This is a genomic window from Haloquadratum walsbyi C23 (genome assembly GCF_000237865.1).
Taxonomy (GTDB): domain Archaea; phylum Halobacteriota; class Halobacteria; order Halobacteriales; family Haloferacaceae; genus Haloquadratum; species Haloquadratum walsbyi.
In genome coordinates, this window is record NC_017459.1 from 1,944,737 (window position 1) to 1,958,354 (window position 13,618).

Genomic DNA, 13,618 nt, shown 5'->3' on the forward strand with positions numbered 1-13,618 from the left:
TATTCAATTTTATTTATACTTTCTCATCCGATGAGCAGGCGCCAAACCTCGCCGTTCAGGGCGGGGAGGGTGTCAATGCTTGATTCGCTCATGTGAGACAGGTCGATCGAAGGTATAGTGATATTGACAAAGAAACACAACCTGCGAGATATCAAACATTCGCTCCGCATTTGCCCGCATCTTTAGTCACAAGAAAATATTCAAATAGAAATGAAGTTCAATCCATAACCGAGCATAGTCCCAGTCGTAACGACAGTGACGGCATAAATAGCGAGGAGTTTCCGCTCGAAGAGTTTGTTAAGTAGGATCAGGTTCGGGATGCTGACACCTGCACCACCGACGACAAACGCGATAACTGTCCCAATTGGGACGCCTTGGTCAACGAGCGGAGCAGCAATACCGAGCATTCCTGCCATGCTGACGTAAAGCGGTGCGCCTGCGAGTGCGGCTAGTGGAACAGCAAGTGGATTCCCAGCAACCTGTTGGAGCCACGAAGCAGGTACTGCTCCGTGAATCAGTGCACCGAGGATCATCCCAAGAAGGAGATACGGGAATGCCCCAGTAAAGAACGACCAAGCGCCTCCAGCAGCGGTTTCAATCCGTTTGCGGTGTGTTTTTGTCGTCTGTGCATTACTTGAGCACGAACATGATGTGGTACCCCCATCCGTCGCGACTGTGCGATCGTTCGTCGTAATTTGCACATTTTTTACCAGATGGTCGAGATTGAGGATATCGATAATGACCCCACCAACGATTGCGGCGATCAGTGTCGAGATGAGGTATATTGCTGTCACTTCGACGCCGAATAATCCCAATAACAAGAACGCAGCAATTTCATTGACAATAGGCGACGCCAACAGAAATGAGAATGACAATCCAAGCGGTGCGCCAGCGCCAAGTAGCCCTGCAAGAACTGGCACAGTCGAACATGAGCAAAACGGCGTCACAGCACCCAAACCTGCTGCCGCAACATTTCCGCTTCCTCGATTTCGCTTCTGGAGTATCTCTTCGACCGTTTCCGGCGGCAAGTACTCCTCAACAAGTCCAACGAGAAACGATGCTCCGATGAACAGCGGAACAAGAATTGTCGCCAGATGAACAAAATAATCTCCAGAATCAATCAGTGCCGTCTCGATACCAGAAGGAGTCATGCTGTCTTCCCACCAAGTGCGTCTGCAATGTCGAGTAATTGGAGGACGGCTGTATCTCCGATGCGATAATATGTCCACTTCCCCTGTCGACGCGTGTTGACGAGATCGGTGTCTTTGAGTTCACGAAGATGGCTCGCGACAGTTGACTGAGGAGCATCAAGGACGACCTGTATTTCACACGCACACAACTCCCCATCCCTGAGGGCTTCAAGAATTTGAATCCGGTACTCGTTTGAGAGCGCTTTGAATACTGCTTGCGTCGTTTGAATCTCTGTGTCGTCAGCCGTCAACTCGGTCAGCGACGTCAGACGATCTTCGGGATTATCATAAAGACGATTAAGCGTTTGTCGTGTCGATTCAGGAGTGGATTCAGACATTGTTAATTATTCTCCGTCGTCCACTTCCTCAATTTCAACACCACAGCAGGCGCCGTCGTTCGCATCTGAGTTGGTTCCAAATAGTGTATCTGTGATTCTTCCAAGAAGTGAGTTCGTCATACAAATTGATAATATTCGGTTTGATACTAGTGACTTTCGATGGTAGTAATTATTTTTACTTCATAATATCTTCGAGCTACCCCTTTATCGGTAGTGAATAATAATTATCACAATTGAGTTGTAACCATTTATCATGTCAGTGCTTTTCATATTGGTGAATCTCGAATTGTCTGTACCTCATTGAGCGTTCAATTATACAGAACCAAGGAGAATACCTGCGTCTTTAGCCCTGTCTCTTACCCACAACTCGAGTCAGGATTTTAGCGGAACGGAATCGGGATCGGCGAGCACGACAGGAAATCGTCGAGGACTTGCTCGATTCGGCTGAGGACCTCGTCCATGTCGATAACGTCCTGATGGACCGGGAGTTCGATAGCCAGCACCTCTTGGAGATGATTAGCCAGCGCGGGCTCTCGTATGTCGTTCCGAAGCGGATGCAGACCAGCGAGAGAGCTCAGACCAAGCGGTTGCTCCAGCGTGACCAAGACCGGTATGAAACTGACCGGAAGCTCCACCTCGACAAGAACGAGTGGCACGAGACGACGCTGATCTACCGACGCAAAGAGAACTCTGAACACGATGATCACCGACAGTACTCGGTGTTCATGTCCAACCGTGGCGGTGGATTCCTCAGCGAATACGGCTATCGCTGGGAGATTGAGAGCGGCTATCGGTCGATTAAGTGGTTCATGGTCGCGACAAAGTCAACGGATTTCGGGCTGCGGTTCTTCTACTTCGCGTTCGCCTGTTTGTTGTACTCGATTTGGCGAGCGGTCGATCTGCTCGTCCAAGTCAAGTTGACTGGAGAATACGAACGGTCACCGATGGTGACTGCCGATAATACGCTCACGCTGTTGAAGAAGGAGACCGAAATCGGGTAGCACGGTGCTCTACCCGTGATAGAGCGTCGTCCGAGTGGCAATGCTACCGAAGGTTACAGAAAATCGTCCATATGGTAGGAACTTCAACAAGAATGGTCGTTTAGAGAAGGTTCTGAAGCAGTCTCCACTTATCGATTCGGTCGAAACTACACATCACAGACCCGCTAAACCCACTGTAGTCTCAACTACTGGATCAGTACTTTGATATAGCGTTATATGGTTTATACGTCGCAACGCGGACGGAGATTTGCCAGGAGATAATATATTATTCACCGGATACGTATGGAAATTTACCATACATCGCCATCAGCAGCACTGAGTACTGGCATTAATAATAGTTTAGCACATCTACCAGATCAAATTTCATCTGGAAAAAGCAAGATTACAGGAAGAATTCAGTATACACACCCTGGATAAGAGCAGCAATTTGTAATCGCGTAGTTGAATAGAACCTGGACAGTGAACCTCGCTGACACAGACAAACTGTTTTAGCAATCGATAGACCTTGGATATTATCTCATGAGTAATTCCGCCAGTTTATGTGTGGGTGACTTCGGAGATGTGTGATGAGTATTGTTGCTACAGCATAACTACAGTATCGTGTATATGTGCTCTTCATAGGTTTCACGGACTCTGTCACCCCAGTTGTGAGTATATGTCTCAATAATGTCACCGCCAACATCACCCCGAAGATACTTGACAATACCACGGTCACCAGTTCTATCTCGAAGATGTGTCGTGAAGAAATGTCGAAAATAGTGTGGGGTGACATTTTCTGTGGCATCGCCCCCATCATTGTGCCATCCAACATCCTTTGCGTGGGTTTCAACTATGTGATGGACCATATGTGGTGTAAGACGTTTCCCCCACTGTCCTGTGGTGCTGACAAATAGTGGTTGAGCAGGCGACGTTGTCTGTGGGCGAATCGCAAGCCAGCGTCGTAGCGCCCAATCGAGTTCCTCATCGATTGGAATCGTTGTTGAGCGCTGACGCTTGTTTGAGGCAGTTCGCTCCTCACCAGCGACAACAACTCCGACCGCTGGAGCGTCTGAAACATACATCGAAGGTCCTCGTCCCTCAAGATGTGCCCGTAATGGTTGAGAATTACTTGTCGACACCTCATCAAGTGCTTTTCTATCGGTAAGTACGATATCCCGTAGATCAAGATTACAGAGCTCACCGGCGCGTATCCCAGTTTTGATGAGTGTCATGATTACCGCGTGCTCAAGTGGGTGATGTATATCTGCAAGGAATGACCGCATATCTGTTAGTGAAATCTCTCGTCGAGATGGATTTGTATCAATACGCTCATCCATTTCAGCGATGACAAGTGTCATTGGATTAGATTCGAATGCACCGATCTGAGACATATATGCATAAAATCGGTGAAGATAGGAGGCATATGTAGCGATGGTGCTATCTGCGGTCTCTGTTTGCCGGAGTGAGTGGATCCATGCCATACAATCGCGGTGTGTTGCACGTGCGATATTACTAGTGGCAGTCGAATCGATCTCTGTCGGTGATGTTTGATCGGATGCATCTTGACTCTCCTCTGTGAGAAACGTCTCAAAGCGGCGAAGAACACGGTTGTATGCATCCCGTGTTTGCGTTGATTTTCCATGATAGGTCATATCTTGGATGAAGTATCCAACCGGGTCATGAACAACCTCGCCGTCTGCTGTGTTAACACTCATTAGCTCTCGCCTCCGGAGAGAATTTCAGTATCAGCGTTATCGATCATATCAGCGTCCTCACGGAGGGTATACCCACCGTGACGACCGCTGTAGGTGATAACACTCGCCTCTTGAAGTTCTGCGAGGGTTTTATCAAGCCGCTCTTCAATATTTTCTGAAACGATTGCAAGAAGCTCATCCCATTCGTGATACGTGTCCGCTGTGAGAGCGTCAATGACACGTGCTCTCAGAGAATTTGTCTGTGTGTTCGCCGAATTATTGGTATTTGTGTTCGTCGAATCAGTGTTTTGAGACGCTGTCTCAGTCGTAATAGACGAACGATCTGGGACAGTAAAGTCACGACGACCCGCTTGGACCATCGTTCGGACGAACTCACTTTGACTCATATTGAGCGTCTCAGCATGAGTAACCCATTCTTGCTTCTGTGCGGGTGAAACGTACGTCATTACGCTGGTGCGGTCGGTATTTGATTCAGTCTCAGACATAGTTTATTTCATGATTGGTATGCATTTCAAAGTACTGTCTTTACACATCTAATCTATGTTATCTGTGTAACTACAATTTTTAATCACGGTTATTACTTACTTAGTTGTGTAGAGACTGTGCTTTTCGGACATAATGATGTATCTACACAAATAAGTTGGTGCGTAGATTAGGTTCTTTCTGACATAAGAGTAGATTGCAACGATGCAACATCGCAACAGTTCTCACATCGTTTGAATCCAAACTAGAGGTGTATCGTGCTCATATGAGCGACGTCGTGACATATCGTTATTTGCCAGCGTCTACTCGATATATGAAACCGAAAGTGAGAGACACAGGTGGGATCCAATCTGACAACAAGGGCGATTGCATGTTTCAAGCAGAGCAGTCAATCGTCTGTAAAGTGTGTTAAATGAGTAGGAATCGTAGCGTTAGCGGTTGCTTGATCATCAACTATCTTGAGTCATTCTGTAGAAGGGTCAACAGAGACGTTTACTCCAGGGGTTGACGTCATTAGAAAGGTGATCTAGTGCACCATGCATAGTTGTCAGTCTGAGCTTAAATTATATCAGAATTATTTATCATTATTTCAACTAATCATCCAGGATAGCTCTCCAGAACAGGCTTGTGGATTAATTTCAGTCGAGCCGGGAGATTGATACTCGTTATCTCGCCACTTGCGTACTTAATTTATGCGCTAATCGCTGCAGTGTAATTACGACCGATATAATATTTTGTTTCATTGATAAAATTGTAATTTGCGGAGGTCAGTACGGTCGGTTTAATATGAGCAATGACAGGGGCGACGACCGATTCATACGACTCCAACTGGGAAAGATCAGCTGGTTCAAGATTCGCGCAGACCGCGACGTCCCACCAGCAGGCGATATTAACAAGATATCCTCAAAAGGAACCAATAGGCAGATCGTGCGTCTCACTCGTGACCATCGTGGAAGACACGCCCGAGAAGTCGCCACTCGGTGAGAGTGACTTTGAGGACTGCATGAGTGTTGACCTCGACATTACGAGCTACATTCACACGTCTGAAAATCTGTCCGTTGACGTGGTTTAATCGGTTAGGACGAGGACGCCGAATCAACACCCTCAGAATCGGTTCGCGATTCTGGTGTACGAATGAGAGTTTTGTTCTCGTTGCAGACTGCACTCTCTCCGTTCACGTCTTGTCGAGAGGTTGTGGATACAAACCGGATTCGTGAGAGCATCTCATAGGCTGTCAGACGCCGTCTAACAGGGTCGTTCGGGGTGAGTTCATACTGCGAACATTGTGCGGTAATGTTGCGGAATATAGAAACATATCTCAGTCCATATATACGGCTACTCAAGCCTGCCGTTGAACAAGCCGAAATAGGACTTGGGTACTCGCAGTGGTCCTCACAAATTAGCGAATACTGGGAAGACTGACGATCTCATATACATCGATACGGCTATTGAAAGAGAATGTGTCCAGGTGGTCACACTATCGGCAGGGACCGTACAAAACGGTTTGAATCGAGCAAGAGACCAATTGTGAAAGCACCGGTCTTGATAGATGAGTGTTGTAATCAGTAGAGAAAGTATCTAAACACCAATAACTTGCAGGGTGCAGTGTTGATCACATCAGCAGTTTGATCATTCGATGCGAGTGTTCGGGTAATCTGCCCCACAGTGGACAAGAATGTCAAAAAGGCATTCGCTCGTATCTCTTCCGTGGTACTGCGACATCAATCCCAGATGCAATAACTTACCCCAAATAGCAAAGCGTGAGTTTTCCAGCGTTGATCGACTTATCTGGAGTGAGTAGTGAACGGCTCAGTGTTTGGACCGGTATCACCGCATCAATTCACGAATCACATGTTTATATCAACGTCATATGCTGATTGAGATAAAATGGATCCCCCAAATTAGATGTATGGAGTGAGACCGACGAAAATATCGAATTAACGGTTTGTCGATAATCATAGATTGAAAAGACCGATTTCATTTTCTGTGTTGTATGGAACATATATATCGTATGTCGCTATATCAAATTATCAGGATGAGATCATACAGCTCCAAAGGGTACTGTCCATATACGTGCACTCTGTTTCATTATCTTCAACAAAACCGATCGGACGCTTCCAGTTGTCCCTGACATTTGTTTTTATATCACTCAGGAATTTCGAGGTAACTCGACTCTGAGACCTAAATCAACGATTCAAGCACTGTTACTGTGATTTCCGTTCCACGATATCTTTCATCAGTGTCTCACTCAGGTACTCATTTGTCGCGGAAACAAACGGTATTCCCGCATATCCGAGTTGAACCATGTTCAGAATTCTGAGCTATTCGTGATGACACATCAAGTGGCGAGTGATAGGTCACAGAGGTGATGTCAAATGTAGGCGTGAACACTTTCCCCGACCATCGGACCCGAACCACGTATCTGTAAAATATGAACGCGGATTGGAGGCTATTTTCCATCCGGAGATTGTGTGTCTGTCAAACTGTTTTGAAGAACGCATTGTTCTTTTTAGCTCAAGCCCTCGATTGCAGTAGTGGTCTGTCAAATTATGATTAGCGTCGACAGTTAGCATTTGTATCATCGGTGCAGATCTGAACCCGCCCGGCAGTGTCACGGGTAACTCAAACGTCGTCGGGAAAGATGAAATGTGATGAGATGGGACTGCTCTACCCATTGATCTGTCCGTGAACACAGGCTACTGTATCAACAGTGGGTTTCAGATGCGTTTGGAATAGCGTTCCTGCTGTTGTTCCCGTCGGTAGTTCATGAGAATGATGCCGATTTCCCATATCTCGCACGATCCGAGATTCGAATTCAAATCCAGACTGACATTCTACATCTTGAATATTGAGTGACTAGCCTCTCAAACTCATCGAGTTCACCAATACAGCACCAGTAAGGTGAATGATAAAATACTTTCTGGACTTCTCGATGCAGGGAGACCATCGTCTGGGATTTGGGTAGGTCTCTGATTCTCAATTGGACATGGCAGGGTCTGATACTTCCCAGATAAGTATCCGCTGAAGAGCGCTATTCGAGACTGAGTGGAGACATCTCTAGAAATGCCGTTTCGTACCCTTCGTGCCGAGCGACCTGCGGGGGAACCTCGACGGTGATTTCGACCGCACTCTCTGTTGAGATTCCCTCAACAGTTGCACCGTAGTGGAATCCAAGTTCTGGATCTAAGCTTGAAGAGAGGACAACGGACTCGGTATCATCGATCGAGACTGAAAGCGCCATTCTGGGGATAACAAGACCATTGTGCGGCGTACGGACGGAGACCCCAAGATACGGAGTTGATCCGAATCGGTCCCTTTCAACGACGGTCCCGACAAAGACGGCATCACCACTCGTTCCGCGTCCGATATTGGTTCCTGGAAGCGATTCTGGTGCGCCCCCAGTTGGTATCATCTCCATCGACATAGGCTCAACCGCCTTTTGTTGACCCTGCTCGCTGGTTAATCTCTCGTAAGAGATGTTGTTCATATCTTGTTCAGAGAATTCGAATGATATCGTGCTCGTGCTAGCCTTCGCAAATTTGCCTTTAAACTGACCGTATCGGGAGGCGCTGATCCCACCCATGCTTATTGAGATATCATACATACCATCACCGATAAGACCGAAGTTTGCTCCATAGTGAAATCCCATTCGTTGAGAGAGCATCGGGTAAATGACCTCTTCGCTCACGAGTTCATCCTCACGAGTAATCTCGACGGAAAGACCAGTGTTGGGAAGCACAGTTCCTGTCTTAGGGTCCCACGGAACCGCCATCAGATGGACTGAGTCATCCTGTTCAATATCCGTTCGCTGGGTAGTATACTCACCACCATCGTTTTCAACCGTCCAGAATCGATGCGGATACGAGTAGGTGAGTCCGACCATGAGATCGCCAAGATTCGTCACCCCAATCATATTCATTCCCTCAACGTGTGTCGGAAGATACACTGCGTTCGGTCGATCTTCAACAAGTGGTGGTGCTCGCCCTGATGTTGTTTCGAAGAGGCTTGACGGATTACCGATACATCCTGCAGTGGAGCCAAAAATCGTGACGCCGATTCCGGTCAACGCTTGTCGTCGGTTCATATCCATCCTCCGTCCTGTCCAATAAAACTGATTCTGGTACACCTCCCGAATTGATGCTGTACTGCAGTCATCGTATCGTATGATGTCTTTGGTTTACTTATTGTCCATGTCGGCGGACCACCCATGCAGCACATCGTCAAATAGTCTGGTAAAGCGATCAGTCATCCGCTCAGGGAACGTTGGCTCCACGACTCCAAGGAGTTCTCTAACGGTCTCATGATTACTAATTCTCACCGTGACAGCGCTGCCAGTCCCGTAACACTTTGTGATAAGTTCGCAGTCACATAAACGATCCAGGTGATACTCAACTGTGCTTCTAGCAATACCGAGTCGTTGGGCGATTTCCGCCGGGGGGCTTGAACCATTGTCGCGTAGATATGAGAGAATGTCTCGTGCTGTCTCGCGTCTGAGGACAGCGACATCACGCCGAAGTTCAGGGTCGAAGTCCCGGTCATAGTAGTGTGTCCGTCCGGCGTATATCTCTTGATCGACTTCATCCGCTCGTTCTAGCCGCCTGACATGATACTGTATCTGTCCGTTAGCGAGGGTAAGTCGGCGTCCAAGTTCGTTAAAATGAATCCCCGGCTCGGCTCGAATCGCTGCCTGGATTCGTTCTCTCGTTGTCATACGCTCAGCTCTCCACGAACCCGTCGGGCGAAATACACTGCTCCGATGACTGCGGCTAATGTCACAACATCGAGCCCATGTTCAATTAGATGATGCATCGATTCGTTCATTATACCGCCGAACGCCAGTCCCCCGACGAGAACACGACCGACAAGCGCGCCGATAGCCACTGTCAAGAGGAGGTATGAGAATGACCGGCGTTGCGCATAGACGACGACACTGAGTGAAAGTAAGACTACCCCACCGATTGCACTCATAGCGAAGATCAACGAGAGCGAAAATCCTACGAGGTCCGTGTGCGTAACCCATAATATCATGCGTTGAATCATAAGATTCCTCCACCGGTTCGAATGGTCTTGAGATCATTTATGAACCGCAGCTGGTCGATTCCATCCCGTGTGAACTGCCCTGCCCTACCGCGCTCTGGGCTGCTCGCCCCTCGCTTGGTGAGTACAGGGTTTCTTGTTTCTGCGTCGGAGCTTGTACCCGACGTGGACACAGCGGTTCCAGACTGCGCAGGCGATTTCCCTTCACAGGCAGTTCGGAGTGTCCCACTCCTCCCAGATGGACACTCAGCCACAATCGACAGTGCGCACTTTTGATTGCGCTTGAACACCGTTACCGTTAGAGATGCGGTGAGCATCGTACTGCCAGATTCACCCGTGTGGGTAGTAAACGTGCTGATGAACGCGCAAATAAACTATGCGGCTCTGTATCCCCTCCTCACGCCCTCACTCTGTTCGGGCGTTGAGGAAGGGGCTTAGCGCCTCAAATCAGCTAAATTCAGCTAAATGAAAAAATAGCCCGAGTTCCCAATCCTACCGTGGCGGGGGTGAAGCCCGTCACTTCGGCGCGTGTTCTCTCTTCGATATTTTGCTTAATCATTTGGCATTAATTAAATATGATGATGCACGTGTGGATGAACGCATAGTCGCTATACTCCGATTCAACCGTTTCACACATATTACTGAACTCGTTGATAATAATTCCGTTGCAGCAGTCTCATTTTGTCCGGAGGAACGCCCAGTTACCGATGTCTATATCGATATTAATTGGATTAGCACGCTGAAACTACCTCCGGTGTGTCGTGTTCGGGGTCAAAGTCGATTGGATAAAACGCGACAGCGTCAGTATAGTCGTGTTCGATACTGTGTGGCTGTATCTGCCGGAGCGTGCTGACGAGCAACGGACAGACTATCCAGCAGTACAGATAATACAATGTCATAAAGAACGGTGTCTCAACGTCGCGAAGCGACACAGACTCATTCTACAACGGCGACAGTACTGTGACATCGAGTATCCGCGCGCCACGCAGATACGGGAGGTCAGCACTTGTCGTTGCACCCCTATCAGGTCGTCTGAGTACGGTGTTCTAATTGCTCCTGGCGAGTGTATCAAAACAGCCTACTGTTGACAGAGCAGCGGAGCTCCCGAGATCTTCAAGGAACGTTTGTTGTTGTATGTCGTAGTGCTGATTATATATCATACTGAGGATATCAGTCTAGTTCAGTCAGTCGTACTCCAGTCGAACGACGCGTCCGTCAGCATAGATGACGTACGCCTCACTCGCTCCATCGTCATCGGAATCGACTATAGTAGCATGGGTGAATATCTGCATGTCTCGGGCATACGAAGACAAGATATTCCCTGTTTCTGGATCGAGAATACTTACACTTCCATCATTCCCGGCTGTAAGAAGTTCTAACGAACCGTCGCCATCAAGATCACCAAGGTTTGGTGGTGGCATCATCTGCACACGATCGACGACTACCTCGGTCGTCCACTCTATCTCACCGGTGACAGAATCAAGCGCATGAACCCTGCCGTTTTGCGTCGTCGCGTACACCTCGGACGACCCATCGCTATCGGCATCACCAAACGCGCGGACAGCAGCGAACTCACCGATCATAGTGCGCCACTCTACAGAACCGTTTCGACCGTCAACTGCCACAATGTCGCCACCGGTGGTTGCAAAAAAGCTCTCTAGCGCTGAATCTTCATCAGCCTGCCCATGCGTTCCCCAGGTAATCGACCCCTTGTCAGAAACAGTAGTATTCCACTCAACCGTGCCATTGTGACCGAACAGTACCGCATTTCCATTCTGACCGCCGACGAGTAATTCGGGTCTGCTATCCCTGTCGAAGTCTTCGACAGTTGGTTGTGCCCAGACATACTCATTAAGACTTGCCGTCCAGAGGGTCGTGCCGTCTGATCCAAAGACGAACACCGTGCCGGTCACGTCGACTGCGATTATTTCCTGCCCAGTTGTCGGCGCGAGGTCGGCGACAATCGGCTGCGTGTAACCGTAGTCAGAGAGATTAAGCCTCGCCTCAATATCCCCAGAGTTTGTATCGAGAATAGCAACCTCCTTTTCGGTCGTTGCCGCCAGCACTTCGTTCTGTCCGTCGCTGTCGACATCGGTGACGGTCGGATCGGCGACAGCATGTATGGTGCAGTTTTCTGACGGAATTCCATACGTCCAGCGAGTATCGCCATCAACCATATCCATTGATATGAGTGCACAGCTCCCGTCGCCGTCATCGCTAATCGGCGCATATACACCACCGTCAGCCACGGCGACCGCATGGTGATTCGCAGACACCTGTCGCCCGGTATCGCTCGTCCACGTCGCTCTCAATTCGGAGTCATTTGCCACCCCGCCGGTGAGACCGAATCCGATAACCGCGCCAAGGATGACAACGATACCGAACGCCACGGTTACCGTCGTCGCTTTCATCAACCAGTCTTGATATCAGGGGTAAATGAGGGCTCTGGTTCCGTTCTCGAAGCCATAGAATTCAATAATAATTTATATGAATTGTTGTAACGAACAACCGATTATCGCCTATCCATTTGATCGGTGACTGGTAGTTGACCGTGACAATCCATATTCGCTAGTTGTCCACTCTGTCTCAGTGATGCCGTCGCTGACATATAGTGCCAGATGAAGCGGGTGAATCAGGAAGCTGATTCATCCGCTGCCCGGATGTGGGTGACGTGAACCTACCAAAGCTCAAACGAATCCTCACCGATCCGGACGAGTTCATTTCGAACAGCCAGCTGAAATCTCTTAGCATGGAGTTGCTTGAGTTGATACCCATGGAAGGAATCGAGGGCTCCGGCCTCGATTCCGACCAGATCATGGAAGTCGTTTTACGAGCTGCTGTTGACCAGACATCGGTCAACGGTGTCACAACCAGCACTGAGGACACACCAAACCGGGAGACAGTGATGGATTGGCTCCACACGCTGGAAAAAGAGACAATGCTTGATGCTGTCAACGACATTCTCGCGCTGGTAGCTATGACGGTTCTCGACCGCGACGGGTCGAGAACCATCTGCATCGACTTCATGAACAACCCATTCCACGGCTGTCCAGACGATGAAGACGAATTCCGGCGGATGAGTGCCCGCGACGGCACTACAAAGTGTCACCGCTACTGTACAGCGTTTGTTCTTGCACAGGGGAAGCCGCTGACGCTGGCGGTTGAACCGGTTGATGGCAAAGATAGCAAGGCCGACACGGTCGAGCGCGTGCTCGCCCGCGTCGAGACTTATCCGTTCGAGATCGATCAAATTTTCATGGACAGAGACGCCTTCTGTGGCGAGTTAATCGGCGTTCTCCGTGAGCCGGTCTTTCCGGTGAGAACCGGGAAAGAAACCCTCGAAGAGAAGCTCACAACGGGTTCCTCGTACATGACTGAGGAGATAATCTGCGAAGGGAAAGAGCACGAACAAACGTATCCACTGGCGGTCAACGTCACGTATCAAAACGGAGATCGCGGGAAGTCAGGGCTCAAACAGACAGGATACGCGGCGTACGGTCTGGAAGACCGAACGCCGCGGCAAGTGGCGCAGGTCTACAACCACCGGGCACAGATTGAGAAGAGCTACGAGACATTCCGGAAAGCGCGTGCTCTGACAACAACACCATCGACGACGATTCGGCTGTTCTACGTGGGCGTTGGGTTCCTGCTGGAGCAGTTGTGGGTTGTGTTGCAGTGGGCAGTGCTCGCCCGACCACGGCGTGGCGGGCGAGCACTTCCGACCGATTTCACGTTCAACAACGCGTTTCTCCATGGGGTCGAAGAGGTGCTGGACGATGAGCTCGGCTGGAAAGATGAACACCAGACGAACGGCCAGGGACTACCAGCAGGGCACGAACACGGACTCGGGTAAGCCGCCTCGCTTCGGGCGAAGC

General features: G+C 49.2%; 13 protein-coding genes and 1 pseudogene. 3 read left to right on the plus strand and 11 right to left on the minus strand.

From position 1 onward, the window contains the following. Positions 1-200: 200 nt before the first annotated feature. Both HQRW_RS08565 and HQRW_RS08570 read right to left on the minus strand, forming a co-directional pair. Positions 201-1,151, minus strand: coding sequence for a permease (locus HQRW_RS08565; RefSeq protein ID WP_014556274.1), 951 nt, complete (start codon positions 1,149-1,151; stop codon positions 201-203). After that, complete coding sequence (locus HQRW_RS08570; protein WP_011571840.1) at positions 1,148-1,528, minus strand: ArsR/SmtB family transcription factor; 381 nt, start codon at positions 1,526-1,528, stop codon at positions 1,148-1,150. Before HQRW_RS08570 ends, HQRW_RS08565 begins: the two co-directional genes overlap by 4 nt. A gap of 410 nt (positions 1,529-1,938) precedes the next feature. Between HQRW_RS08570 and HQRW_RS08575 the strand changes: the two are divergent. After that, positions 1,939-2,529 (plus strand): annotated as a pseudogene (locus tag HQRW_RS08575) (transposase); the annotation flags it as partial. 590 nt (positions 2,530-3,119) lie between these two features. On the opposite strand, the gene HQRW_RS08580 reads toward HQRW_RS08575, so the two are convergent. Further along, a complete protein-coding gene (locus HQRW_RS08580) occupies positions 3,120-4,223 on the minus strand; it encodes a tyrosine-type recombinase/integrase (protein ID WP_014556275.1) in 1,104 nt (367 codons plus the stop codon). Then, complete coding sequence (locus tag HQRW_RS08585) at positions 4,223-4,708, minus strand: DUF5805 domain-containing protein (protein ID WP_014556276.1); 486 nt, start codon at positions 4,706-4,708, stop codon at positions 4,223-4,225. Before HQRW_RS08585 ends, HQRW_RS08580 begins: the two co-directional genes overlap by 1 nt. 784 nt (positions 4,709-5,492) lie before the next feature. On the opposite strand from HQRW_RS08585, the gene HQRW_RS08590 reads away from it, so the two are divergent. After that, the gene (locus HQRW_RS08590) at positions 5,493-5,690 is read left to right on the plus strand and encodes a hypothetical protein (protein WP_149031540.1); all 198 of its coding nucleotides are present in this window, start codon (positions 5,493-5,495) and stop codon (positions 5,688-5,690) included. Between the two features lie 1,683 nt (positions 5,691-7,373). Here the strand turns inward: HQRW_RS08590 and HQRW_RS16715 are convergent. From HQRW_RS16715 to HQRW_RS08620, 7 genes are all read right to left on the minus strand, one after another. Then, positions 7,374-7,496 carry a hypothetical protein gene (locus HQRW_RS16715; protein WP_269448445.1) on the minus strand — a complete coding sequence of 41 codons (123 nt, stop codon included), beginning with the start codon at positions 7,494-7,496 and terminating at the stop codon, positions 7,374-7,376. Between the two features lie 241 nt (positions 7,497-7,737). Next, positions 7,738-8,790 carry an iron transporter gene (locus HQRW_RS08595; RefSeq protein ID WP_014556277.1) on the minus strand — a complete coding sequence of 351 codons (1,053 nt, stop codon included), beginning with the start codon at positions 8,788-8,790 and terminating at the stop codon, positions 7,738-7,740. A gap of 93 nt (positions 8,791-8,883) precedes the next feature. Continuing rightward, the gene (locus HQRW_RS08600) at positions 8,884-9,417 is read right to left on the minus strand and encodes a winged helix-turn-helix transcriptional regulator (RefSeq protein ID WP_014556278.1); all 534 of its coding nucleotides are present in this window, start codon (positions 9,415-9,417) and stop codon (positions 8,884-8,886) included. Further along, positions 9,414-9,746 carry a DUF7471 family protein gene (locus tag HQRW_RS08605; protein ID WP_014556279.1) on the minus strand — a complete coding sequence of 111 codons (333 nt, stop codon included), beginning with the start codon at positions 9,744-9,746 and terminating at the stop codon, positions 9,414-9,416. The genes HQRW_RS08600 and HQRW_RS08605 overlap by 4 nt, the downstream gene beginning before the upstream one ends. Then, a complete protein-coding gene (locus HQRW_RS08610; protein ID WP_049891879.1) occupies positions 9,743-10,060 on the minus strand; it encodes a hypothetical protein in 318 nt (105 codons plus the stop codon). Before HQRW_RS08610 ends, HQRW_RS08605 begins: the two co-directional genes overlap by 4 nt. A 414-nt stretch (positions 10,061-10,474) precedes the next feature. After that, complete coding sequence (locus HQRW_RS15860) at positions 10,475-10,675, minus strand: SCO family protein (protein ID WP_158307746.1); 201 nt, start codon at positions 10,673-10,675, stop codon at positions 10,475-10,477. 252 nt (positions 10,676-10,927) lie between these two features. Then, entirely contained in the window at positions 10,928-12,154 is a 1,227-nt protein-coding gene (locus HQRW_RS08620; RefSeq protein ID WP_014556280.1) for an outer membrane protein assembly factor BamB family protein, read from the minus strand. Positions 12,155-12,405: 251 nt separating this feature from the next. On the opposite strand from HQRW_RS08620, the gene HQRW_RS08625 reads away from it, so the two are divergent. Continuing rightward, positions 12,406-13,596 (plus strand): ISH3 family transposase, encoded by a 1,191-nt coding sequence (locus HQRW_RS08625; protein ID WP_014556281.1) that lies wholly within the window; start codon positions 12,406-12,408, stop codon positions 13,594-13,596. Positions 13,597-13,618 lie beyond the last annotated feature (22 nt).